A 22,600-nucleotide genomic window follows, 5' to 3' on the forward strand; every position below is an offset into this window, starting at 1 on the left:
CGCCGCTAGGTCACGCTGGATTGACCACATCTTCCGAGGGGGGTAGATCGAAGTCAATACCTTTCGATCAACTGACCGGGTTCGATCAGGGCCCTTCGCTGGGAATGCCCGGGCAAGTGGTCCCTGAGCGGGATCGATGTATGTTTTCTACCCTCCGTAGGCCTGCCTGCGACTGGTACGGTTTGATCAAGCTGATTATTTGATCAGGTGTAGTGTTCCCTGCCTGGAAGGATCCTTGCCATGCAGCTCCCGCCCGAGGACCGCACCCTCAGTCCGTACACCGGCTGGACCCGGGCACACTGGGAGGCGGCCGCCGATAGCATGCTCGCCGCCGTGCAGCCCTACGCTGGCCCACATCACGCCCTGATCGACCTCCCCGGCCCTCGGCCTAGCTGGTCCGGTCGGCGCTCCGATGGTCTAGAGGGATATGCGCGCACATTCCAGCTCGCCGCCCTGCGTGTTGCCGGCGCCGCGGGCAAAGACCCGCACGGTCTCATGGAGCGGTATGCCGAGGGCCTGGGGGCGGGCACCCGCAACCCCACCACAGAGCGAGACCTCGCTGACGGCGACCTCATGTCTTGGGGCGCTATCACCGACCACGGCCAAGCCATGGTCGAGGCGTCGACGGTCGCCCTGTGCCTACGCCTCACCCGCCCCTGGCTGTGGGACCTGCTCGACGACGGCGTGTGCGAACGGGCCGGGCGCTGGCTCGCAGAAGCCCTCCGCCGTGAACCCAACGACAACAACTGGTGGCTGTTCCCCCTGACCGTCGGCGGTTTCCTCGCCGAGGTCGGCATCGAAACCGAGGCCGCCCGCGCGGCCGTAGACCGGGGGCTGGAAAAGATCGACCAGTGGTACCTGGGCGACGGCTGGTACACCGACGGCCGCCCCCGCGCCTTCGACCACTACAACGGCTGGGCCCTACACCTGTTGCCGGTCCTGCATGCGCACCTGGCTGGTGACGCGGTCCTGACAGCGGCGTACGGCGAACGGCTCGCCGCCTTTCTAGACAGCTACGCCGCCACCTTCGGAGCCGACGGGGCTCCGGTCCACCAGGGGCGCTCACTGAGCTATCGGTTCGGCGCCGCTGCCGCCGTCTGGGCCGGAGCCCTCACCGGCCGCACGCCCCTGTCCCCCGGAAGCACACGCCGGATCACCTCAGGGGCGCTGCGCTACTTCCTCGACCGGGGCGCGCTGGATGACCGCGGACTGCTCACCCTCGGCTGGCACGGCCCCTACTCGCCGCTGGTGCAGCCCTACTCGGGCCCCGCCTCCCCCTATTGGGCTACCTGCGGCTTCCTCGGCCTTCTGCTGCGAGCCGACCACCCTGTATGGACGGCGACGGAGGAGCCTGCCCCAGCCGAACGCTCGGACCGGATACAGGGCCTGCCCGCGCCGGGCTGGCTGATCCAGTCCACCGCAGCGGACGGTGTCGTACGTCTCCACAACCACGGCAGCGACGACCAGCCCCGCGACGAGGTCGCTCCCGACGACCCGCTCTACTCCGCCCTCGCCCACTCCACCGTGACCGGTCCGACGACCGACCTGCCGGACAACCACTTCGGCCTGGAGATCGACGGCGTCATCAGCGAACGCGGCCGGATCGAGCCCCTGGGCGCCGGCGCCGGCTGGGCCGCCTCTGCCCACCGGCCGAGCATCGGTGGCCGGCCGCTGCCAGGAGCCACCATCACCTCGCTCACGATCGCGCACGGAGCGGACGAGGTCCGCTGCCACGTCGTGGCCGGCGCCCCACCAGGCACTGCGGTTGTGCACGGCGGCTGGGCGGTGACAGGCGAACGGGTCGAGTCGAAAGTCTTGATGGAGTCCGGGCTGGCCGGGCGAGTCATCAACGAGAGGGGAGTCCGGGCCGAGGCCCGTTGTATATATGGCCTGGACACGGCTGTCGTGGTGCGATCAAAGGACGGCACGGCGTTCGGCCCGGCGGCGGCGGTCTCGATACTCCGGGGCGCAACGACCGAGGGAGCCTGCCTGTTCGTGGGCGCGTTCCGCCTCGACGGGTCCGGGGCCCGAGGGGCAGCAGCACCGGTAGAGGTCACCGTCGCGACGCTCCCCGACAGCAGCTGGTCGATCACCGCCACCTGGCCGGACGGCAATATGCACCGGGCGACGATGCGCGCGGTCTCCGCGGACATCTGCCGGACGCCCGCCTGATACCGGGTGCCGGGCTCCTGACCCCGGCACCCCGCAGCACAGTGGCCGCCGTCCTCACGGACGGCGGCCACTGTGGATAGCAGCGAGTTCAGACCGGTTCGCCGCAGGATTTACGGATCTTGAGCGTTGGTAGCAGCTCGAGCTGGTGCACCGGCAGAGAGTCGCCTGCCTTGAGCCGCCTCAGTAGTAGGTCGAGGGCTTCGGCGCCGACCGCGCTTCTCGGCGGGGCCACGGCCGTCAGCGGCGGGTCGGAGAGCGAGGCATATACGTCGTCGTAGGCGAGGAGCGCAAGGTCTTGGGGCACGGTGATGCCGTGCGTGCGCAGAAGCGGCGGCAGCTGTATGGCGTCCTGATCGTTGTGTACGAGTACGGCCCGCGCACCCGAGCGGGCGGCTTCGGCGATCAGCGCTGCCAGTTCCTGCTCGCCCCCAGGCGAACTGGACACGTCGATCACCGGCAATTCGGCCAGCCCGAGCTGGTGTGCCGCGGCCGTGTACCCGGCGCGGACCTCGTGTGCCGTGCGGGTGTCGAAGCGGGCAGCGAGGAGGACCGACTTGTGGCCGAGCTCCGAGAGGCGGCGCAGGGCAAGGAGCACCCCGTGCCGGTGGTTCGAACACACCGCGTCCAACTGCGCCGCCGGAGTCGCGGGGGCGGCTCGACGTTCCACCAGCACAGCAGGTACTGGAAGGTCGGCCAGCCAGTCGCTGCCTCTGAGCCCTTCTTCAGGTGTCCAGCCGGGCGTCAGCAGCAGGCCATCGACGTCCGAGTCCAACAGCCTTTCGATCTGCGCGCGATCACGATCGGCCCCGTACGGCGCGATGCCGAGGATCACCCTGGCCCCGGCCGCAGCGGCAGCAGCACTCGCACCGGCTACGACGTCGTCGAAGTACGCGCCGACGGCTGGCACGAGCATGCCGATCACTCGCCCGGGCCCACTTCGCCAGCCTCGGGCTTCGCTGGCGCGTACCGACACCGTGCCGTGCGCGCGCTCCAGCCTGCCCTCGCCGGCGAGCGCCGCGATGTCGCGCCGGACAGTGACCGCCGGGATTCCGAGGCGCTCGGCCAGTTCCACGACCCGGATCGACCCAGCGTTGCGGACGACGTCGAGGATGCGCGTCCGTCGTTCGTGCGCCGACACGGCCATCGGATCTCCTCTTCATTACGGGGTATCGAGTGCAAGATGCCAGTCGCGGGGCCGACCGAGCTGGCACCCGTGGCGTCCAGACGCACTCGATCACATAATGGTCACCTGATCAATGCCGTACGTCAAACTGGTAGCGCCCGGGGCGGCAGCCCCTGTCGCGCACAGCTTCTCCTGTGACCAACCGTGCTTGACGTCGTCCGGATCTTCCGCCACGCCCTGATGAGCAGAGAGACAGCGGGCGGAGTCGCGTCCGGTTGTGCCAGTGGGCACGCATAGAGTCGACTGCGAGGTTCCAGCGAATCCTCCGCTCGGCGCCGACCCGGGCGCGGACTGCTGCGCCAGCATCTCCCGTGCCACGGCAGTCCTGTCTCGCACTAATGACCTGAGTTAGAGATTCGTCGTTAGCGGTCGCTGCCCTGGTCTGCTACACGGCCGGCGATTTCTCCCGGCTGATCTACCGGCGGCCCTGCCCCCACGCCCGGCCCGACGGGCGCAAAAGCTTCTCCTGGAAGGACTACCGCGACCTGTTCCAGACCGCCCACCAGCAGCTCGGCGGACCGGTCGTGCTGGTCTGGGACAATCTCAGCACGCTCGTCACCGCCGGCATGCGCCACTACATCGCCGACCGCGACTGGGTCACTGTCTTCCAACGATCGCCCTACGCACCCGACCTCAACCCGGTCGAGAGCATCTGGTCCGTGCTACGGCGCACCACCACAGCCAACCGCGCGTTTGCCGACCCCGACTGATCACGGCCGTCCGGCGCGGCCTGCGCTAGCTCCAGTACCGACACGACGGCCTCTGCCTCAGCCCTGGCTGGCGGTGAAAACGTTCCGACGGATGGCCGCCCGCGGTCGGGTCCGCGTTGAGGACGCGCATCCGTGGCCGGGCTTCGCCGACTACGTGCCTGATCCCCTCTACCGGGTGGCGTCGGCTTCGGAGGTCGCGAGCTTGCTGCGCATGACAACAGCCATGCCGGCAATAGTGACCGCCATGGCGGCGATTTGCATGGGTGTGGGGGCGCCGGCCAGGTGGAGCATCGCGGAGCCTGCACCGACCAGTGGAGACACCGCGAGCCCGAGGAGCGCCGAGTAAGATGGGCCACCCACCAGCAGAATGCGGTGTTGCAGCAGGTAGGCGGGCACATAAACCACGATCCCGAGCAGAGCCAGCATGCCCAGCGCCGCCCATCCGGCCTCACCCCCGGCGACGAGGGCCCAAAGCGCGAGGGGGATCGTGCCGACCGCGAAGATCGGCAAAATCCTCGGGGCCATCGCTCCCCGGTATCCACGGTTGACCCGCTCGAAGTAGATCCCGTAGAACGCCATAGAGAATAGAGCAGCCACGGCTACGAGCGAGCCCAGGGCGACCTGTTGTCCGAGGTTCCCGGCAAGTCGCGGTACTGCGTAGAGCACAGCTCCGGCGACCGCAATGACCGTTCCGACGATCGTCCGTACCGGTGGGCACTTGCGGGCCGTAACGCCTTCGGCGAGAAGTACCACAGCCGGCGTGAGCGACATGCCTAGGGCGGGCAGTGCGGGCCCAGCGAGGCTGATGGCGAGCGTCGACAGAAGCGTATAGGCGGTCACGCCGGTCAGCGCAAGGATGGCCACCTGCCACCAACGATAGCGGGGCCGGGGGGCCGCAACAGAGTGCTCCTTCCCAGCCGGTGCAGTTCGGGACGCCGACCACCAGGTGAGGGCGAGCAGTCCCAGGACGGTAAATCCAGTACGGCCTGCCGATACCGTGGCGGTACTGGCCCCGCGGAGCGACGCCTGCACGATCAGCCAGGTCGAAGCCAGCAGGACGACCAGAGCAGCCGACTGCCAGGCCAACCGCGCCTTGCGAGCCTGTCCGGACGCGCCGTCGCCGGGCCCCTCGGACTGATCGGCCGGATCCGGCTTGCCGTCACGCACCCACTTCACAGACCACTTCCTCGTATACGGCACAGGTGCGCTGCACCATCAGGTCAGCGGTGTACAGCCCCCGATACCGATCGTGCGCGCTGGCCGTACGTAGTCCAGTGCGGTCCGGGTGAGAGAGAACCTCCAAGGCGGCCTTGGCCAGGCCTTCGCAATCCTCCGGGGCGACGAGCAGCCCGTCGACGTCCTTTCGAATCATCTCCGGGATGCCGCCGACCTCTGTTGCCACGATGGGGATATGCGAAGCCATCGCTTCGAGCACGACCAGGTTGGCCGCGTCGGCCCGCGAGGGCACCAGCAGCACATCGGCCCCGATCTGCCCGGTCAGCGCGCCCGAGACGCTTCCGTAGAAGTGCACGTTGCCGCATAGGCCGAGCGCCGAGACCATTCTGCGGACCAGCGGTTCATCGGGTCCGGTGCCCACGAGGTGGAGCTGAGCATCCGGTATGGAGCGGCGGATCAGGTCGAATGCCAGGACGGCGGTGTCGGCGCCCTTCTCCGGCGACAGCCGCCCGTAGTACAAGAAGTTGGGACCCGGTGAGTCGTTCAGACAGAATTCCGACGGTGCGGGGACGTCCACGCCGTTGGGTACATGACGCACCTGGTCCCCGTCGCCGAAAAACTTGCAAAGGCCAGCGAACTTGGTGACGGTGATGACCGTGAGCTGTGCGTTCGCGGCGGAGGCTACGCGCAGGAACGCATCGACGGGGTTGTACATGTGCTGGGTGTACACCAGCGGGACCCCCAGCGCCGTGGACAGCTCGAGGCCCCGAAAACCGGCGTGCATCAAGTGCGCGTGGACGATATCGGGACCCCACTGCGCGCCCTGCTCGTGCAGCGTACGGGAGTTGTTCGGCTCGGCGGGGTCGGCTCCGTTCGGCAGGAGCGTCCGGTCGACGCAGACATCGGCGCCGGCCTCCCTGCACCGTTCGGTCAGGACACCGTCGCTCCCGGCGACAACTTTCACCGTCAGCCCCCGGTGAACTTGGTGGGCGACTTGGGTGGCGACATGGCTGACCGTACCTCCGGTGGTCGGCCCGCATTGGACAAGATGGATGACGCGCATGTTTCGGAGTCCTTGCATAGGGGAGTGAGCCTGCTGGCGCCCGCGGTCAGCTGCCCTCGACGGAACGTGCCATCACGGAGTTCCCCGCGGTCAGTCCGCCGTCGACCGTCAGCACCGAGCCGGTGATCCAAGCGGCGCTACCGGAGGCGAGGAAACAGACGGCGGCCGCGACGTCGTTGGGATCGCCGACCCTTCCGAGGGGGTACCACTGGGTCAGCGCGTCGAAGACCGTCGAATTCTTGGCCTCCTGCTCGGCCCATGCGGCTGTGCGAATTGTGCCCGGGTTGACCGCATTGGCGCGGATCCCGTAAGGGCCGTACTCGACGGCCAAGCTGCGCGTGAACGACACCAGCGCCGCCTTGGCCGCGCTGTAGGACGGATGTCCGTAGAAGGCGAAGGCATTGACCGAGACGATATTGACGATAACCCCGGTGCGCCGTTCCATCATCGAGGGGAGGACCGCCTGGCAGCAGTGCACCCCACCCTTGACTATGACGTCGAGGTCCGTGTCCCAGAGGTTGGTCGGAGCCTCGTGCAGTTTCGGCGGGATCGGGCAGGCTACGATCGCGTTGTTCACCAGAAGATCGACCGGTCCTAAGACGCTCTCTGCGGTCGCGATCGCCGCGCCGACGCTGTCGCGCTCGGTGACGTCCAAAGCGATACCGAGGGCGCGGTGCCCTAGCGCAGTCAGTTCGTCGGCGAGATCCTTGCATCCCCGTTCATCGATGTCGGTCACTACCACCGAGGCACCCTCGCGGGCCAGCCGCGCGGCTGTAACGCGCCCGATGCCTCCGGCAGCTCCGGTAATCAGTGCGACCTTCCCAGTCAGGTCGAAGCGGTCCGCAGTCGTCATGGTGAGAACCTCTTGTCTCAATGGGCCGCCGGGCTGTTCGCCCGAGACTGGCCGTTGTCGAAGTAGTCGCGCAGCACCGGGTCCAGCTCCGGTACCGCGAGTGGAGTTCCCCCGTCTCGAAGGGACCGGGTCGCCAGTTCGCCGGCCGCGACCGCCATCCGGGCCGCAACCGGGGAGGTGCTGGTGGGGGCCCCCTCGCGGACAAAGTCGACGAACTCCTCGATCGCCTTCACGTCGGCGTCGTCGTGCCCTCCGGTGCTGCCCGGGATCCGGTACTCGGCATCTCCGCGCTCGTCGTATTGGCGTCGCCCCTTGTTCCACACCCTGATCGCTCCTCCGGCCTCGTCGCCGAAGTTCTCCATCCGCCCTTCGTCGCCGATGACCGTGAAGCTGCGCCAGTAGTCGGGGGTGTAGTGGCACTGCTGATAGGCGGCCAGCACGCCGTTGTCCAGGCGTATGTTGACCACGGACAGGTCCTCGACATCTATGGTCGGGTTGAGGTCGCGCTGCGACTTCGGAGGCCAATTGTCACGGGACAGCCAGTCGTCGGCCTTCGGCTCTCCGGCGGCACGCCGCGGAAGGTCGCCGTAGACGGTCAGGTCGCCCAGCGCCTGCACCGTTTCGGCGTAGCCGCCGACGATCCAGTGCAGTGCGTCGAGGTCGTGAGCGGCCTTTTGGATCAGCAGACTCCCGACCTTGGAGCGGTCGGCGTGCCAGTCCTTGAAAAAGAAATCTCCGCCGTGGCCGACGAAGTGACGCACCCACACGCTGCGCGGCCGCCCGATGTCACCCCGTTCCACAATCTCCTTCATCAGGCGGACGACCTGCATATGGCGCATGTTGTGTCCCACGTACAACCGTGAACCGGTGTCATGGGCGGCCCGGAGGATGGCGTCGCACTCAGCGAGCGAGACGGCCATCGGCTTCTCGAGGTAGGCGGCCTTGCCCGCACGCAGGGCATCGATGGTGACCTCGGCGTGAGTGTGATCTGGCGTCGCGACCAGGACCGCGTCTACATCTTCCCGCTTCAGCATCTGCCGGTAGTCGGTATCGACAGTGACGTTGCCGAACAATTCGGCCACCTTCCGCGCCGTGGCCTCGTCCAGATCAGCCACCGCGGTGACACGGGACCCGTCGCCGGGCCGACGGTGTGCGGTCTCGGCCAGGCTGCGCCGAAGTCCCAGCCCGATGGCGCCGATTCGAAGATCACCCATAGCTCTGCGCACTCCCAAGATGTGTCGTGGGCCGGCGGACGCGCCTCAACGACGTCTGCAGGTGCTGCTGGTGGATCGATAGCCAGACCTGCGATCTCGCAATACGTCGCCGATGACGGGCTCATCATGCGCAATAATGATTTGATGGACAAGCATTAGAGCAAGATCGAGCAATGGTGCACACCCCGAGTGGACGTGCCGTCACACGTGGGCTGACGGGGGAGAGTGGGCGAGCTGGTTCTGTTTTCCTTGAGGCGCGCTACGTCAACCCAAGCCTCGCTTGTGACCGATACTTTCTTGGCCGCGTCCCCCCGTCATCTCCCCCTGCCCCCGGGCCGAGGTGTGCAGCGGATCGCCGCAGCAGGGCCAGGGCCTCGCCAAGGGCCAGCCTCTTGCCTGGGGCGCGACAACAGGTGCTTGGCTCCCAGGAACCGTCCCAAGGACGGCGCGGCCGTGACACTCAAGAGGTGCACCAGTGACGGCCCCGGCGGGTTCGACCGGTCCTGGGTGCTGGCGGCCGACGGCACGGTCCGACTGCCTTCGGACTTGTGCCTGGTAGCGGATGGCAAGAATTCCCTGCAGACCCTCGACTGCGTCGGCGACATCGCCACCAGCGGTACGGTCACCGATCCGGGAACCAGGGGACCGGGCGCTATCTCACTGAGGCCGGTGACGGTGTGAGGCTCGCAGAAGCCGGCGATGGTGGGCAACGGTGGACTGCCCCAGCACCGATCAGCACGACGTAGGCACGCCACGATGGCCTGATCCCGCCCGTGGACTCTGCCTTAAGGGGTGGTGACCACGGCGCTGCGCGTGGAACCCGACCGGCGGGGTTGATCAGCAGGCAGAGTGCCGGACGAGCACCCGTTCGGTGCCGGGCCAGGATACGCACCCAACCCGTGCGGCCTCTCTCACGTCACGGGCCGATCACGACCACCGCCTCTCTCACGGTCGCTACGGCAGCGTCGGCCAGACCAGCGCCTGAGCGACCATGACGTTCTCACCCTTGCAGACCGCGGGGGCCTGCGGGCAATTCGTAGCCAAGACCAATCGCTTCGCTCACACGTTGGCAGAACGCGGCATCGTCTGAGCCGGTCCAGACTCGGTAGATAGGCAAGCCGTCTGGTGGTGTGCTGATGAGGAGAAGGATCTCAGACTCACCCGCGAACCGATCCGGTGAGCCAACATGGCCCGGCCTCAATCGCTCCCAAGGTCGTCAGTTCCGCGATCAGTCATGCGCGTATCTGCGCAAAGGAAATAGTTGCTGAGCATGTCTTGTCACGACTGCGCCGGTCGGCCCAAAATTGGGGGCCCTGTCAGCTCGCTGCTGATCCTGCGGGGCCACCCCAGCTGTGGGCCCTGCCCTCATCTCCGGGCCACGAAGTGAAACCCCATCCGTTCGCCATTCGACGCAGGAGGTGGATGTGTCGGCTACTGCGTCTAACTCGCCCCGCCAGGACACACCTACCGTTCCCGCCCGCCCGACAGCCGGCAGGACCCCACCTGCCCGTCGGGCGGCAAGGCCGGAGGGCGGAGCCGGATGCGAAGGTCATCAGGCCGACGGCCGCTGCGGGTACGGCTCCTGCGGGACGGCGTGCTGCTGCTTCTGTGTGTGCCCGACTCCTGTAGTACTCCGAGGCGGTGGGCGAGCTTGTTGGCGAGGACGATCAGGACGAAGCCGATGACACCCTTCATCAGCCCGGTGGCGGTGGACACGCCCCAGTCACCGTCAACGATGACCTCACCCCGTACCTGTCGGGTGACGCGGTCAAGAAGTACCCCCACCCGGCGAACATCCCGGACTTCGCCTGAAGACAGCCGTCATCAACGGGAAGAGCTGCGGAGTCGCCGTCGAGCAGGCCATCGCCGCGCGCAAGAAGTAGTCCGCAGCTCACCTCGCCCCTAAACGCAGAAAAGGAATTCCGCACGTGGAAGATCTACGCATCGGAGTCATCGGGCTCGGTCTGCGACGTAACCTGGCGGTCACCGCGCATCGGCCCGGAAAGGGCTCAGTCGTGGCGGTGGTCGCCGACATCGACCCCTCGGTACGCGCCCGGGTGCCCGAGCTGATCGAGGGAGCGACGGCGGTCGACGATCACCGTCGGCTCCTGGACGACGACTCGCTCGACGCCGTGATCGTCGCCACCCCCGACGACACGCACAAGGCCATCGCCTGCGACGCGCTCAAGGCCGGCAAGGCGGTCTATGTCGAGAAGCCGCTCGGTATCACCGTCGAGCAGTGCGACACCATCCTGCGCACCGCCTACGAGACCGGCACCCGTCTTTACGTCGGCCACAACATGCGGCACATGGGTGTCGTCCAGCTCATGCGCGACATCATCGCCCGCGGTGACATCGGTGAGCCGAAGACCGTCTGGGTACGGCATTTCGTCTCGTACGGCGGCGACTATTACTTCAAGGACTGGCACGCCGACCGGCGCCGCACCACCGGGCTGCTGCTGCAGAAGGGTGCACACGACATCGACGTCGTTCACTGGCTGGCCGGAGGCTACACCAGGCGCGTCAACGCCATGGGCAATCTAATGGTCTACGGCGACCTTCCCCGCCGCGCGCCGGACACCCCGCGCTCAGAGGGCTGGTTGCGCGACTTCGACTGGCCGCCCACCCATCGCCGAGACCTCCATCACGTCGTTGATGTCGAAGACGTCTCGGTGATGAACATGCAGCTGGACAACGGCGTGATCGCCGCCTACCAGCAGTGTCACTTCAGCCCCGACTACTTCCGCAACTACACGGTCATCGGCACCGAAGGACGGCTGGAGAACTTCGGTGATGGTCCCGGCGACGAAGTACGGGTATGGAACACCGGCCCGACCGACTACCGGGCCGACGCCGACGTCGTCCACCGGATCCCGAAGGCGCAGGGCTCGCACGGCGGCGCCGATAACTTGATCGTCGAGGAGTTCTGCCGCTTCGTCCGCGAGGGCGGGATCACCGACACGTCACCAGTCGCCGCACGCATGAGCGTGGCCGCTGGCGTGATGGCGACCCGCTCCCTCCGTGAGGGCGGTACTCCCTACGAGGTGCCGCCCCTGGACCCCGAACTCGTGGCGTACTTCGCCGCGGGCCAGCGCACGGGGCGCGCAGGGGCCTAGGGACGCCGCCGAAGGCCGCGGCGGCCGCCGTTGCGCGTGTGAGGGCCCGGACCTGTCCGTCCGGGCCCTCACACGCGCATCCCCATTCGACGACTCGACTCGCTGGGACGGATCCATCGCGCCCCGCATCGGCTCCTGCCCATGCGCAGCAGAGAGCAGCCTCATGTGCGGGTTCTACGCGCATATCCTTGCGCGATAGACTCCCGGTACGAGCGAGGGAGAACAAGTGGCGGCACATTCACGGTGGACTCGACTGCTGGAGATCCTCAGCGAAGAGGGGCATGTCGACGTGCTGGACGCCGCAGAGCGTTTGGGCTGCTCCGCTGCCACGATCAGGCGAGACTTGGACGAGCTGGCCCGGCAGAACCTGCTGACCCGCACCCGAGGCGGTGCAGTGGTGAGTGCTGTCGCCTATGACCTGCCGCTGCGTTACAAGGTGGCTCGCAAGGCGGATGAGAAGCAGCGCATCGCGAAGGCCGCCGCCGCACTGATCCCGTCGGGCTCCAGCGTCGGCATCAACGGGGGTACGACGACGTCCGAGGTGGCCCGGGAATTGGCCGTACGGGCAGACCCCGCCAGCACCACACTGACGGTTGTGACCAACGCGATCAACATCGCCAATGAACTGGCAGTCCGCCCCCATGTAAAGATCGTCGTAACCGGCGGAGTGGCCCGGCCGAACTCCTACGAGCTCGTCGGCCCGCTGGTGAATTCCGTCCTCCACAACCTGGCTCTCGACTACACCATCCTCGGTGTGGATGCCGTTCACCCGCGCTTGGGAGCAGCCACTCATGACGAGTCGGAGGCTGGCGCCAACCGCGCCCTTGCCGAATGCGCGAGCACGGTGATCGTCGTGGCCGACTCATCCAAACTGGGGCGTCGGGCCTTCGCCCTCGTGTGCGAGATGAGCGCCGTGTCGGTTCTGGTGACGGACAAGGGCGCCCCCGAGGAGATCGTCGAGGAGATCTCGAGCCGAGGAATCGACGTGCTGCGCGTGTAACCCGCCGGGCGGCACTACTCGGCGTGGTCGATGAGCAACGATCGCCGGTCGGGCAGGAACCGTCTGGTCCTCGCCCTACCGGCGATCGGGATTCAGTCACGTGCTGGTGCACCGAACCCCATCGCAGGGACGGCACTCGAAAGGGGGAGCCAGCCTAATTCGACCTCACCAGGACCCGCAACAGGCGGGCCACCTCGGTTGCGACCGCGCCGCGGGCGGGGCCGAGGTATGTGCGGGGGTCGGCCACCTGTGGATGGGCTTCTAGGCAGGTACGGACCGCCTGGGTGAATGCCTTGTTCAGATGGGTGGAGACGTTCACTTTCGTCATGCCTGCGTTGATGGCCCTGGCGAGGTCCGCATCACCGACGCCGGACGAGCCATGCAGCACGAGAGGAACGTTCACGGCGTCGCGCAGCCGGGAAATGAGGGCGAAGTCGAGGACGGCGTCACGGGTGAGCATCGCGTGGGAGGTACCCACCGCTACTGCGAGGGCATCGACGCCGGTGACGGCGACGAATGCGCGCGCCTCGTCCGGGTCGGTGTGTACGCCTGGGGCATGGGCGCCCTCCTTGCCGCCGACCTCACCGAGCTCGGCTTCCACCCACACGCTCCGGCTGTGGCAGTACTCCGTGATCTCTCGAGTGGCTGCGACATTCTCATCATAGGGGAGCTTTGACGCGTCGAACATGACGGAGGTGAACCCGAGGGCCACGGCCTCGTGCACGAGGACGGCCGATTCGGCATGGTCGAGATGGACGGCGACCGGGACGCTTGCCGTCCGCGCGATTGCGAGTGAGGCGAGTCCGATCGGTTCGAGGGAGCCGTGGTATCGGGCGGTGTTCTCGCTGATCTGGAGGATCACGGGCTGTCCGGCCGCTTCGGCCCCGCTCACGATGGCATGGGCGTGCTCGATCTGTACGACGTTGAACGCACCGACTCCGATCGTCTTCTCGCGGGCGTCGCGGGCGATTTCATCAGTGGGTGTCAGAGGCATGGACTTCCTTCACGGGTACGGCCGTCCGGAATCGGCGATAGATGTCGAAGGCGAAGTCGCCGGCCACTTGGGCGCGAACCGCAGCGGCTGACAGGGCCACAGCCTCGCGCAGCATTTCGGGCCACGGCTCGCCGGCTGCAAGCCCGGCGGCCAGCGCTGCGACGCATGCGTCCCCCGCGCCGGTCGGGTTACCTGACAGTTGCTCGGGGGGTGCCGCCTGCCATATACCGTCCTGGGTGGCCGCATACAAACCCTCCGGACCGCAGGAGGCCACGACCGAGGAGGCACCGAGGGAGCGCAGATCGTCGGCCGCCGTCGCGATGTTGGAGCAGCCGGTAACGGTGGCCAGTTCGACAGCGTTGGGTTTGACTACGTCAGGCCCCGCACTCAGCGCGCTACTCAAGGCCGGGCCGGACGTGTCCAGGATGGTGCGGGCCCCGGCTCGCTCGGCGTGGGAGATGAGCTTCGCATAGGCATCGGAGGGCAGGCCTGGGGGAAGGCTGCCCGAAAGCACGACCACAGCAGCCTTACGTACGAGTTGGCGGTAGCGCTCGGCGAACTCCTTCCACTCCGAAGGTTGTACGTGCGGTCCAGCCTGGTTAAAGACGGTCGCGTCGCCGTCGTCGCGGGAGACGACGCTCAGCGTGCGCCGCGAGTCGCCCGCGATGGGAACGAGCTCTTCCGGCAGGCCAGCAGACTTGAGCTCACTGCGCAGGAGCCGACCGGTGGGGCCGCCACAGAGTCCGGTCACCAAAGTGGGGTGTCCCAGGGTTGTGAGCACGCGGGCGACGTTGATGCCCTTGCCACCTGCGCGCTCGTGCACGCCGTCGACGCGGTGCGACGTGTGAGGATCCAGTCTGTCGACGAAGCACGTGACGTCGACGGCGGCGTTGAGTGTGACGGTGAGTATCACGAAAGCGGCTCCTCTGCTCCATAGGGGATGCCGGTCTCTCCAATCTCTGCCTCCCACGCGAGCAGGCCGGCTCCCAGGCATCCGGCCTGGTCGCCCAGTTTCGCGCGCACGAGGCGTGGGCGCCGCTGGAACGTCAGGCATCCCGCCAGACGGGCACGGATCGGGTCCAGCAGGAGGTCACCCGCTGCGGCGAGGCCACCACCCACCACGATCAGCTCCGGGGCGAGCAGCGTAGACGCGATCGTAAAGGCCGTCACCAAGGCCTCGACCGCCCGGGCCCAGACCGTAAGCGCGTGGGAGTCACCCTGCGCCACGAGGGCCGCGACCTCGTCGGCGCCCTCAACGGAGCGGCCGGATCGGACAGTGAACGCTGCCGCTATCGCCGCTGCGGTCGCTACCGTTTCCACGCATCCGCGGCCGCCGCAGACGCAGGCGGCGCCGTCGGGATCGACGACGATGTGCCCGAGTTCCCCGACGAAACCCCCGCCTCGTACGGGCCGACCGTCGCTGATGACAGCAGCCGAGACGCCAGTCCCGATCGGGACGAAGAGCACATCGCGAGCACCGCGAGCGGCACCGAGGACTCGCTCGGCGTTCCCGCCGGCCCGTACGTCGTGCCCGAGTGTCACGGGAATCCCCATGCGCTGTTCAAGGATGTCGCCGAGCGGCAGGTCACGCCAGCCGATGTTGCCCGAGTAGACGGCGCGGGCACGGTCTTCGTCCACGATGCCGGGAACGACGACGCACGCCCGCAGGACACTGAAGCCCATGGCGGCAGCCTGCTTGGCGAGCGTCTCCAGCGCGGACGCGATATGTGCGACCACCGTTTCGGGGCCGGCGTCTCTGTGTGTCGGACTGCGCAGCGAGTACAGGGAATGAAGCTGGCGGTTCAGGAGCGCGCCCTTCATCCCAGTGCCTCCCACATCCAGGGCGATCACGCATGCGCCGTCACGGTCAGGCATCCCTGTTGTCCAGGACTACGGACCGGCTGAGGTTCCGGGGCCGGTCGGGGTCGTGGCCGCGCGCCGCTGCGAGCGCGACTGCCAGGCGCTGGGCGCGGATCAGGTCGGCCAAGGGGTCCAGTCCTCCGGGCACATCCTGAGAACTGGCGATCAGTGTGCCGCCGACTCGAGCGACGTCGTCAGCCAACCCCTGCGGCAGCGAGCCGAACATCCATGCCACGCGGCCCGGTCCGGTGATACTGATCGGGCCGTGCCGGTACTCCATGGCCGGGTAACCCTCGGTCCACGCTCCGGCGGCCTCGCGCAACTTTAGCGCCGCCTCCAGCGCCAGCCCGTAGGTCCAACCGCTGCCCAGGAAGGTGAACTGCTCGGCGCTGGTCAACTCCCCGTCCAGCGGCGCGATCGAGGCCCACTCCGCGTCCCGGACCGCCTGGGCAAGAGTACGCACGCCCACTGGCAGGGCGTTCTCCGTTTCGAGATGCGCGCGCAGCAGCGCCAGCACGGTGGTGGCGAAGCGGGTCTGCACCACCGACTCCTCGTCGGCGAAGTCCAAAACCACCACGGAATCGGCCGCCGTCATCACCGGGGTAGCGGCATCTGCGGTGAGCGCGACGGAGGGCACTGCCCCACGGACGCGGCTGAGCAGGTCCAGTACCTCGGTCGTCGTGCCGGAACGAGAGATCGCAAGGAGCCGGTCGTAACTGCGCCCAAGGTGAAATTCCGAAGCGGCGAAGGCATCCGTCTCCCCATGGCCGCCGCTCTCGCGCAACGCTGCGTATGCCTGAGCCATGAACCAGGAAGTGCCACAACCGACGACCGCGACGCGCTCGCCGCGGCGGGGCAGGTCAGTCGCGTGCAGGGCGAGTGTCTCGCTTGCCTGCCGCCAGCATTTGGGCTGGGAGGCTATCTCCGCTGCGGTGAGGGATGTGTAGGGATCGGACATTCGGGACTCCTGAGAGTCGAGCAGATCGGCTCGACGAGGATCGACGGGGCGTGGAGGTGTGGCGCCGTTGGATAATGCTCAGTTTTTGCCACTTAGACCGCTACGTAGCGCACTTTCGAACGAGTCCTCTCACATGGCGAACGCCACCCTTCCTTGATGAGTGCAGGATTTTCATGATTGAGCCCGCCTCGCGGTCGGCGCGACCCTGGCGGTAGCCCAGCCAACTGCATCATAATGATTGATGAGCCCCTCTTCTGTACAGCTTCACGCATTTATGACTAGGGTGAACCGGCTGGTGTGGAGGTGACGACTGCCCCGTCAGAGCACCGGCATCAGCTGGGTGAGGCTTGCTCCGCGATTCACGGGAGGACCTACGGACATGCCCGACGCAGAAGTGGATGTGGGCACTGCCGTCGCTCTCAGCGCCGGTGCCATCAAACGATTTAGGGAGGAGGGCTATCTCGTTCTGCCGGGCTTCCTGCCCGCTGGGCTCACGCAACGTGTGAAGGCCGAGGTCGATCACTGGGTGGACTCCGGGCTGCGGGAAAGATCGATAGCCTCGGCCCTCTTCCCGGAGGAGTTCGGCGTCCCCCCGCTCCTGGAGCTGGAGATGCCAGCGCACGGCGAGCTCCTCGAGCACCCGTCGCTGCTGTTTCGTCTCTCCCAGTTGCTGGGCCCGGACTTCGTCTTCCATCACCTTCACAGCGACCGGCGCCCGCCGGGCTCTGAGGGTAAGAGCTGGCACCACGACTACGAGGTTCACCCGCAACCGGAGCGTACGTACGCCATGGTTCACGCCCTGCACTATCTTGGTGGGCTGGACGCATCCGTAGGTGGGCTCTCCCTCCTTCCTGGCTCGCACCGCGAGGTCGCCGAGAAGACAGCACGCGCGCATCTGGGGACCGTGGCGCTTCCTGGTGAGGTACTCATCAGCCAACTACCGCCAGGCTCCACCGTGTTGATCCACTCGGCGCTGTTCCACGCTCGCCGCCCGGCTCCGCACGGGGAGAGCCGCGAGCGGTACATGGTGGACTGCTCCTACGGGCAGGTGGGCATTCGCTGGCGGCCGGTCAAGCCCTACTGGCGACATATGCTCTCGAAGGCTCGGGAGCTCGGCCTCGGAGGCGATCAGTGGCCTGAGCTCTTCGCCGAGCGTCATTTCTCCCCATACGAGAGTCCGTCTGCGCAGAGGAGCTCGCGTGGGCATCGACCGGACGGGCCCTGAGACCAACGGCCCCCTTGTGCTCGTCTCTGCCGGCACGGGCCCTGCCGGATTACCCGCGGCCCACGTAGGGCATGGCGCTCGGCATCACGGTAACGGCCTGGACATTCACGCCCACAGGGAGAGTCGCCATCGCGACGACCATGTCCACCACGTGGCGGATGTCCATGGTCGGCTCCACTCGTCGGCTACCGTCGGCCTGCAGGACGGCGGGCTGGAGCCCGTCGACCGGGGTCACGTTCCCGATGTCGATCTGACCGCAGGAGATGCCGTACTTGCGGCCGTCGAGGGACAGGGAACGGGTCATGCCGGCCACGGCGTGCTTGGCGGCGGTGAAGGCGATTGAGTCGGGGCGCGGCACATGGGCCGAAGGGGCGCCGTTGTTGATGATCCGGCCGCCGCGCGGCGTCTGGTTCTTCATCATGCGGAAGGCGGCCTGTGAGCACAGGAAGGTGCCTGTCGCGATTGAGTCCATCACCCGGTGCCAGTCTTCGGCGGCTACGTCTTCTGTAGGGGTGTAGGGCATGGTGTCGGCGGCATTGTTGAAGAGCAGATCAAGGCGGCCGAACTGTGCGCCGAGGTCGGCGAACACGCGTGAGACTGCCTCGGCGTTGGCGATGTCCAAGGGGAAGACGGCAGCCCGGCCCGCATGCCCGGTCGCTTGCCGTGCCGTCTCCTGCAGCGCTGAGATCCGGCGACCCACCAATGCCACCGACCAGCCTTCGGACAGGAGGCCAAGGGCGCAGGCGCGCCCGATTCCGCTGCCGGCGCCAGTAACGACAGCCACCTTCTCAACCATGCTCGATTACTCCCTCTCGGTAATTGTGCATCTTCCGGGCAAACAGCATCACTTCCGCTTCTACTGGTGTCAATACGTCTAACTCCGCTTTAACTGGGAGCACTTGATGGAATATAAAAGGAGTCGTGAGCTCTTCGAACGGGCTCGGCTCTCACTCGCCGGCGGGACCAGCTCCTCCTCCCGCATCCTCAAGACGGGCACACAACCCCACCCGCTGTACATGGAAAGCGGCTCGGGGGCGCACATCCGGGACGTCGACGGCAACACCTATGTGGACTTCCTGATCTCCTACGGAAGCGCCGTGCTAGGGCACGCGAGCCCACTGCTGACCGATGCCCTGTCCAGCGTGCTCTCGAGCGGGACGATGTTCGGAACTTGCAACGTCCCAGAAGTGGAACTGGCGGAGAGGATCTGTCAGTCGGTGCCGTGTGCCGATCTGGTGCGCTATGCCAATTCCGGCTCTGAGGCCGTCCAGGGTGCGGTACGCGCCGCGCGGGGTTTCACCGGCCGCTCCGTCGTGGTCAAATTCGAAGGTCACTACCACGGTTGGACAGACACGCTCGCCGTCTCCGCCAAATCGACCGAAGCCGAGGTAGGCCCGTATCACGCACCCACCGCCCTGCCTCACTCTGCTGGCATTCCCCAAGGCGTCCTCGATGACGTCGTGGTCTGCCCCTGGAACGATGCCGAGGTGCTTCGCTCCATCCTCGACACCAACCGTGGCAGGGTCGCAGCCGTGATCTGTGAGCCCATCGTCGCCAACAACGCCTGCACCATGCCCCTCCCCGGCTACCTGGACACGCTCCGCCGGGAATGCACCGAACGAGGCATCGTTCTGATCTTCGATGAGGTCTGCACGGGCTTCCGCACCGGAGTGGGCGGTGCACAGACCCTCTTCGGCGTCGTTCCCGACCTGGCAGTCTACTCGAAAGCGCTGGGTGGCGGGCTTCCAATCTCCGCCTTCGCCGGCCGCCAGGAGATCATGGAACAGGTGGGCGACAACCAGATCAAGCACGGCGGTACCTACAACGGCTCCCCTCTATGCTCCACCGCCGCCCTAGTGACCCTGAACCACCTCGCCGACCCCACAGTCTGCAGGCGGATCGACGAAGCCGGCCAAAGGATCATGGAGGCGATCCTCAAAGCTTCCCGAGACAACAGGATTCCCTGCATCGTGCAGGGCGTCGGTGCGATGTTCCAAGTCGTCTTCCGCCCCGAAGGCTCCCCCACCCGCAATTATCGAGACCTGTTCTCGGCCGACCTTGCCCGCTACGAGCGGTTCCGGCATGAACTGCTGCTGCGCGGCATCCACATCAACTCCTATGGCCTTGCCTGCTGGTTCGTCTCCGCCGCGCTCGACGACGACGACACCGAACGCACATGTGCGGCAGTTGACGAGGCCATCGCCGCGCTCTGTTCCTGAGGCCGCAGCCCTGTGATGGGGCCCTCCACCTTGATCGTGATTGGATCTTGAGTCCAGAGAGGAGTGGCGCATGAGCCGTTCGACGCGTTTGCGGTTACCACGGCATCCAGCCACCACCATTGCGGACCCCGCCTCCCAGGCGGGGTCCGAGGTGCTGCGACGCAGCGAGTCCGAGGAAGAGACCCCAAGCCGTCAAGCCGCAGCGGCCAAGGCAGTTGGGAATGCGGTGCTTTCATCGAACAGTTCGCGCCGGCCGAGGCAGGGGAACCTCTGTCCGAGCATGCGGTTGAAGAGATTGCGCTGGGCGGCAGCGTGCCAGTCCCCGTGCTCGTCGCGGCGGCGACGTAGTGGGCCATGGCTCCGAGCGAGGCCCGGAGGGCGGAGAAGGCCCAGAGGTAGCTGGCGTGGTTGAGGTGGTCGTTCTTGACCCGGCGGCGGGTGATGCTGGGTTCAGGCCGCGAGCGTCGGCGACACGGCCGCGGTCGTCCCCGAGCTCGGCGAGCACCCCGGCGCCGAGCTGGACGCCGAGGCCGGGAAAGCTGAGGATGATCTCAGCGTCCGGATGTTGAGGGAAAGCTTCCTCCACCGCTTGGACGAGGTCGTCGGGGGCGGTGCAGGCGGCCTGAAGTTGGACCAGGGGGGCGACCATCTGCCTGGTGAGCGCGTCCTCGACAAGGGCGGGTTGGTGGGCGTAGTCGTCGTGGAAGACCTCGCGGAGCCGTTCAGCCTCGGCTTCGATACCGCGTCGGCGACCAGCCCGTTTGAGGGCGGCTTGGAGTTGGGGGTGAGTCAGTCGAGCGGCTCGCGTGGGAGTTGGAGCCAGCTTGAGGACTTCGTGGGCCTCAAAGCGCCAGAGGCCGTTCTTCCAGGATTCGAACGCCGCTAGGGCGGCTGGGTAGTACTCGCGGAGCAGGGAGTCGAGCTGGTTGGAAATCTGCTGGCGGTTCCAGGTGGCGTCCTGCTGGGCGCGCCGGCGAGAACAGCGATGGCGCGGGCCAGGTCGCTGTCATCGGGCGACACCCGGTGGGGTGCGCAAGATGTTCGCAAGCGCCAGGGCGCCGCCCGGGTCGGACTTCTTGCGGGAGACGCTGCGCCGGTCGCGGTAGCGGGCGGCGGCCATTGGGTTGATCGCGAAGACCTTCCGCTTGCCCTGCCGTAGCACGGCGACCAGCAGACCTTGGGAGGTCTCGATCGCCACCGGGATCGGGTGTTCGTGGGTGTCGCGGTACTCGGCGAGCAGGTCCAACAGGATCTTGTAGCCAGTAAACATTCGTTCTCGCCTGCGCCGCAACGTCGAACCAGCGGTCGACGATGTGACGTTCGAGGCAACGGCGAGCACGGCCGGTTCACGCGAGTGACTGTATCGTGAGTGGTTCTGCTCTGTTCGACGCTTCTTGAAACATCTATTGACATCGTGCGCTCTAAGGCGCTCAACTACGACAGGCAACAAGGTCGCCCCGCTAGGGAGCCTCGGCTTCGGAGCGTTGGCATGCGCGCGCCATGGCAATCGCCAACCTGGAAGAGTGCATATGCGTCATTCAGTGCAACTGTCGTGGCTCACGTGCCGGGCTTCAGGGCGTCACCTTTGCCTGCACGGCGCCACCGCACTTGGCTCCCTCGCCTTCCTGGCGCTCGCCATTCCGGCGTGGCTTCGACGGGCTACGTCACGAGGTTGACGTCCGCAGAGGGCTTATTCCCCCCAACTGCTTCTTCGTCTGCAGCGGCACGGACGGGGCGGAACCGCATTGATTGAGTACCGCACGAACCGAAAGGAGGTGCCGCTGGGGGCTACGCGAAACATGCAACTCGCGTCTTAGCCATTCGACTTACACCCCAAAAAGAGAGGGTTCTGATCATGAGCATACGCAAGTGGGGCGCAGCTCTTGCACTAGGTGCCAGCGTAGCCATTGGGGCGCCATCCATCACTGTGGGATCCGCTCAGGCAGCTTCTGCTGACCAGGTGGCTCAGGCAGTTTCGGCAGGTCGAACGATTGATCTGCTGGTGGTGTACACCGCTGACGCCGCGGCCGAACAGGGCGGTACCGCCGGCATCGACCAGGCGGCCAGGGCCAGTGCTCAGTCCATGAACGACGCCTTGGCCCGAAGTGGGATCGATGGTGCTGTCAATGTGGTCCACACCGAGCAAGTCGACTACGTCGAAAGCGGCGATCAGGGTACAGACCTACACTGGCTGTCCGGCGACCCTGCCGTAGCGTCACTGCGTAACCAGTACCATGCAGATCTGGTTTCGCTTGTGGTGCCCGGTGTGGCTGGTGTTGCCTACAAGCCGAGCAATAACTTCGGCACAGCCACGCAGGACCTGGCCTTCAGCGTCGTCGGAGGGCAGTGGTTGGTGCCGGAAGCGGGTACGGGAGAAGCGGGCGTATTCGCCCACGAGCTGGGCCACAACCTCGGTGCTGATCACGACTGGGACACCAGCCCGAAGCGAAACAAGGCCTACCCGTACGACCACGGACACGTCACTCCCAACGGCTTGGTCGACATCATGGCGTACAACACCGCCTCCAGCTGCAAACCGAACTGCCGACGGGTGCCTTACTACTCGAACCCGAACATCACGGTGGAGGGGGAGAAGTTCGGTAGCATCGACGGCAAGCGTCCTTCCGACTTGGCCCGTCTGTTCAACGAGACGATCCCCATCGTCGCGACGTACCGGTAGCGTCGGTTCGCGGGTGCTTCACCGGATCGTCCACCGCCATACCGTGGTGGCGGATTGAGTAGGTGACATCAGCGCCGATGCGAGGAGATGCGATGGGAGGCAGGGATCAATGCGCGGGCAGTGTTTCGCCGACCGCGTTCCCTCCAACGCATTTTCAAGTCCGAGGTTAGGTCACTG

19 protein-coding genes and 2 pseudogenes are annotated in these 22,600 nt (G+C 66.6%); 9 read left to right on the plus strand and 12 right to left on the minus strand.

Annotation, left to right across the window (positions count from 1 at the left end; translation table 11 throughout):
- Window positions 1–240 precede the first annotated feature (240 nt).
- A complete protein-coding gene (locus ABZ478_RS19770; RefSeq protein WP_359551067.1) occupies window positions 241–2,172 on the plus strand; it encodes a DUF2264 domain-containing protein in 1,932 nt (643 codons plus the stop codon).
- Window positions 2,173–2,260: 88 nt separating this feature from the next.
- Here the strand turns inward: ABZ478_RS19770 and ABZ478_RS19775 are convergent, their stop codons facing one another.
- The gene (locus ABZ478_RS19775) at window positions 2,261–3,316 is read right to left on the minus strand and encodes a substrate-binding domain-containing protein (protein WP_359551069.1); all 1,056 of its coding nucleotides are present in this window, start codon (window positions 3,314–3,316) and stop codon (window positions 2,261–2,263) included.
- 416 nt (window positions 3,317–3,732) lie between these two features.
- On the opposite strand from ABZ478_RS19775, the pseudogene ABZ478_RS19780 reads away from it, so the two are divergent.
- Window positions 3,733–4,091: pseudogene (locus ABZ478_RS19780) on the plus strand (transposase); the annotation flags it as partial.
- Window positions 4,092–4,233: 142 nt separating this feature from the next.
- Here the strand turns inward: ABZ478_RS19780 and ABZ478_RS19785 are convergent.
- Genes ABZ478_RS19785 through ABZ478_RS19800 form a run of 4 tightly spaced genes read right to left on the minus strand, consistent with a single transcriptional unit; the run spans window position 4,234 to window position 8,371 of the window.
- Window positions 4,234–5,241: a DMT family transporter gene (locus ABZ478_RS19785; protein WP_359551072.1), complete on the minus strand. Its 1,008-nt coding sequence runs from the start codon at window positions 5,239–5,241 to the stop codon at window positions 4,234–4,236.
- Window positions 5,225–6,304 (minus strand): glycosyltransferase family 4 protein, encoded by a 1,080-nt coding sequence (locus tag ABZ478_RS19790; RefSeq protein ID WP_359551074.1) that lies wholly within the window; start codon window positions 6,302–6,304, stop codon window positions 5,225–5,227. Before ABZ478_RS19790 ends, ABZ478_RS19785 begins: the two co-directional genes overlap by 17 nt.
- Window positions 6,305–6,350: 46 nt before the next feature.
- Entirely contained in the window at window positions 6,351–7,157 is an 807-nt protein-coding gene (locus ABZ478_RS19795; protein ID WP_359551076.1) for a glucose 1-dehydrogenase, read from the minus strand.
- A gap of 17 nt (window positions 7,158–7,174) precedes the next feature.
- Complete coding sequence (locus ABZ478_RS19800; RefSeq protein WP_359551078.1) at window positions 7,175–8,371, minus strand: Gfo/Idh/MocA family oxidoreductase; 1,197 nt, start codon at window positions 8,369–8,371, stop codon at window positions 7,175–7,177.
- A 453-nt stretch (window positions 8,372–8,824) separates the two neighbouring features.
- On the opposite strand from ABZ478_RS19800, the gene ABZ478_RS19805 reads away from it, so the two are divergent.
- A complete protein-coding gene (locus tag ABZ478_RS19805; protein ID WP_359551081.1) occupies window positions 8,825–9,052 on the plus strand; it encodes a hypothetical protein in 228 nt (75 codons plus the stop codon).
- Between the two features lie 319 nt (window positions 9,053–9,371).
- Here ABZ478_RS19805 and ABZ478_RS19810 read toward each other — a convergent pair whose 3' ends face one another.
- Entirely contained in the window at window positions 9,372–9,572 is a 201-nt protein-coding gene (locus ABZ478_RS19810; protein ID WP_359551083.1) for a DUF1737 domain-containing protein, read from the minus strand.
- A 440-nt stretch (window positions 9,573–10,012) separates the two neighbouring features.
- Here ABZ478_RS19810 and ABZ478_RS19815 point away from each other — a divergent pair, with 440 nt between their 5' ends.
- From ABZ478_RS19815 to ABZ478_RS19825, 3 genes are all read left to right on the plus strand, one after another.
- The gene (locus tag ABZ478_RS19815; RefSeq protein WP_359551086.1) at window positions 10,013–10,183 is read left to right on the plus strand and encodes a hypothetical protein; all 171 of its coding nucleotides are present in this window, start codon (window positions 10,013–10,015) and stop codon (window positions 10,181–10,183) included.
- Window positions 10,184–10,299: 116 nt separating this feature from the next.
- The gene (locus tag ABZ478_RS19820) at window positions 10,300–11,487 is read left to right on the plus strand and encodes a Gfo/Idh/MocA family oxidoreductase (protein WP_359551088.1); all 1,188 of its coding nucleotides are present in this window, start codon (window positions 10,300–10,302) and stop codon (window positions 11,485–11,487) included.
- A 226-nt stretch (window positions 11,488–11,713) separates the two neighbouring features.
- Window positions 11,714–12,487 (plus strand): DeoR/GlpR family DNA-binding transcription regulator, encoded by a 774-nt coding sequence (locus ABZ478_RS19825; protein WP_359551090.1) that lies wholly within the window; start codon window positions 11,714–11,716, stop codon window positions 12,485–12,487.
- 154 nt (window positions 12,488–12,641) lie between these two features.
- On the opposite strand, the gene ABZ478_RS19830 is transcribed toward ABZ478_RS19825, so the two are convergent.
- Genes ABZ478_RS19830 through ABZ478_RS19845 form a run of 4 tightly spaced genes read right to left on the minus strand, consistent with a single transcriptional unit; the run spans window position 12,642 to window position 16,299 of the window.
- Window positions 12,642–13,481: a class II fructose-bisphosphate aldolase gene (locus tag ABZ478_RS19830; protein WP_359551093.1), complete on the minus strand. Its 840-nt coding sequence runs from the start codon at window positions 13,479–13,481 to the stop codon at window positions 12,642–12,644.
- Window positions 13,462–14,394, minus strand: a complete 933-nt coding sequence (locus tag ABZ478_RS19835; protein ID WP_359551095.1) for a 1-phosphofructokinase family hexose kinase — start codon at window positions 14,392–14,394, stop codon at window positions 13,462–13,464. Before ABZ478_RS19835 ends, ABZ478_RS19830 begins: the two co-directional genes overlap by 20 nt.
- Complete coding sequence (locus tag ABZ478_RS19840; protein ID WP_359551098.1) at window positions 14,391–15,356, minus strand: ROK family protein; 966 nt, start codon at window positions 15,354–15,356, stop codon at window positions 14,391–14,393. Before ABZ478_RS19840 ends, ABZ478_RS19835 begins: the two co-directional genes overlap by 4 nt.
- The gene (locus tag ABZ478_RS19845) at window positions 15,349–16,299 is read right to left on the minus strand and encodes a sugar isomerase (protein ID WP_359551101.1); all 951 of its coding nucleotides are present in this window, start codon (window positions 16,297–16,299) and stop codon (window positions 15,349–15,351) included. The genes ABZ478_RS19840 and ABZ478_RS19845 overlap by 8 nt, the downstream gene beginning before the upstream one ends.
- A 379-nt stretch (window positions 16,300–16,678) precedes the next feature.
- On the opposite strand from ABZ478_RS19845, the gene ABZ478_RS19850 reads away from it, so the two are divergent.
- Complete coding sequence (locus ABZ478_RS19850; protein ID WP_359551103.1) at window positions 16,679–17,524, plus strand: phytanoyl-CoA dioxygenase family protein; 846 nt, start codon at window positions 16,679–16,681, stop codon at window positions 17,522–17,524.
- Window positions 17,525–17,573: 49 nt separating this feature from the next.
- On the opposite strand, the gene ABZ478_RS19855 is transcribed toward ABZ478_RS19850, so the two are convergent.
- Window positions 17,574–18,320: an SDR family oxidoreductase gene (locus tag ABZ478_RS19855; RefSeq protein WP_359551106.1), complete on the minus strand. Its 747-nt coding sequence runs from the start codon at window positions 18,318–18,320 to the stop codon at window positions 17,574–17,576.
- A 106-nt stretch (window positions 18,321–18,426) separates the two neighbouring features.
- On the opposite strand from ABZ478_RS19855, the gene ABZ478_RS19860 reads away from it, so the two are divergent.
- A complete protein-coding gene (locus ABZ478_RS19860; RefSeq protein WP_359551108.1) occupies window positions 18,427–19,743 on the plus strand; it encodes an aspartate aminotransferase family protein in 1,317 nt (438 codons plus the stop codon).
- A gap of 192 nt (window positions 19,744–19,935) precedes the next feature.
- Here the strand turns inward: ABZ478_RS19860 and ABZ478_RS19865 are convergent.
- Window positions 19,936–21,004, minus strand: a pseudogene (locus ABZ478_RS19865) (transposase); the annotation flags it as partial.
- A gap of 594 nt (window positions 21,005–21,598) precedes the next feature.
- On the opposite strand from ABZ478_RS19865, the gene ABZ478_RS19870 reads away from it, so the two are divergent.
- On the plus strand, window positions 21,599–22,423 hold the full coding sequence (locus ABZ478_RS19870) for a M12 family metallo-peptidase (protein ID WP_359551109.1): 825 nt from the start codon (window positions 21,599–21,601) through the stop codon (window positions 22,421–22,423).
- The last annotated feature ends 177 nt before the right edge of the window (window positions 22,424–22,600 follow it).

The organism is Streptomyces sp. NPDC005706 (genome assembly GCF_040631045.1).
GTDB lineage: Bacteria > Actinomycetota > Actinomycetes > Streptomycetales > Streptomycetaceae > Streptomyces.

Bases quoted from the DNA above. Each gene is read 5' to 3' on its own strand.
- ABZ478_RS19840 (WP_359551098.1), bottom strand. From the start codon at position 15,356: ATGCCTGACCGTGACGGCGCATGCGTGATCGCCCTGGATGTGGGAGGC.
- ABZ478_RS19775 (WP_359551069.1), bottom strand. From the start codon at position 3,316: ATGGCCGTGTCGGCGCACGAACGACGGACGCGCATCCTCGACGTCGTC.
- ABZ478_RS19795 (WP_359551076.1), bottom strand. From the start codon at position 7,157: ATGACGACTGCGGACCGCTTCGACCTGACTGGGAAGGTCGCACTGATT.
- ABZ478_RS19870 (WP_359551109.1), top strand. From the start codon at position 21,599: ATGAGCATACGCAAGTGGGGCGCAGCTCTTGCACTAGGTGCCAGCGTA.
- ABZ478_RS19855 (WP_359551106.1), bottom strand. From the start codon at position 18,320: ATGGTTGAGAAGGTGGCTGTCGTTACTGGCGCCGGCAGCGGAATCGGG.
- ABZ478_RS19790 (WP_359551074.1), bottom strand. From the start codon at position 6,304: ATGCGCGTCATCCATCTTGTCCAATGCGGGCCGACCACCGGAGGTACG.
- ABZ478_RS19770 (WP_359551067.1), top strand. From the start codon at position 241: ATGCAGCTCCCGCCCGAGGACCGCACCCTCAGTCCGTACACCGGCTGG.
- ABZ478_RS19860 (WP_359551108.1), top strand. From the start codon at position 18,427: ATGGAATATAAAAGGAGTCGTGAGCTCTTCGAACGGGCTCGGCTCTCA.
- ABZ478_RS19845 (WP_359551101.1), bottom strand. From the start codon at position 16,299: ATGTCCGATCCCTACACATCCCTCACCGCAGCGGAGATAGCCTCCCAG.
- ABZ478_RS19850 (WP_359551103.1), top strand. From the start codon at position 16,679: ATGCCCGACGCAGAAGTGGATGTGGGCACTGCCGTCGCTCTCAGCGCC.
- ABZ478_RS19830 (WP_359551093.1), bottom strand. From the start codon at position 13,481: ATGCCTCTGACACCCACTGATGAAATCGCCCGCGACGCCCGCGAGAAG.
- ABZ478_RS19800 (WP_359551078.1), bottom strand. From the start codon at position 8,371: ATGGGTGATCTTCGAATCGGCGCCATCGGGCTGGGACTTCGGCGCAGC.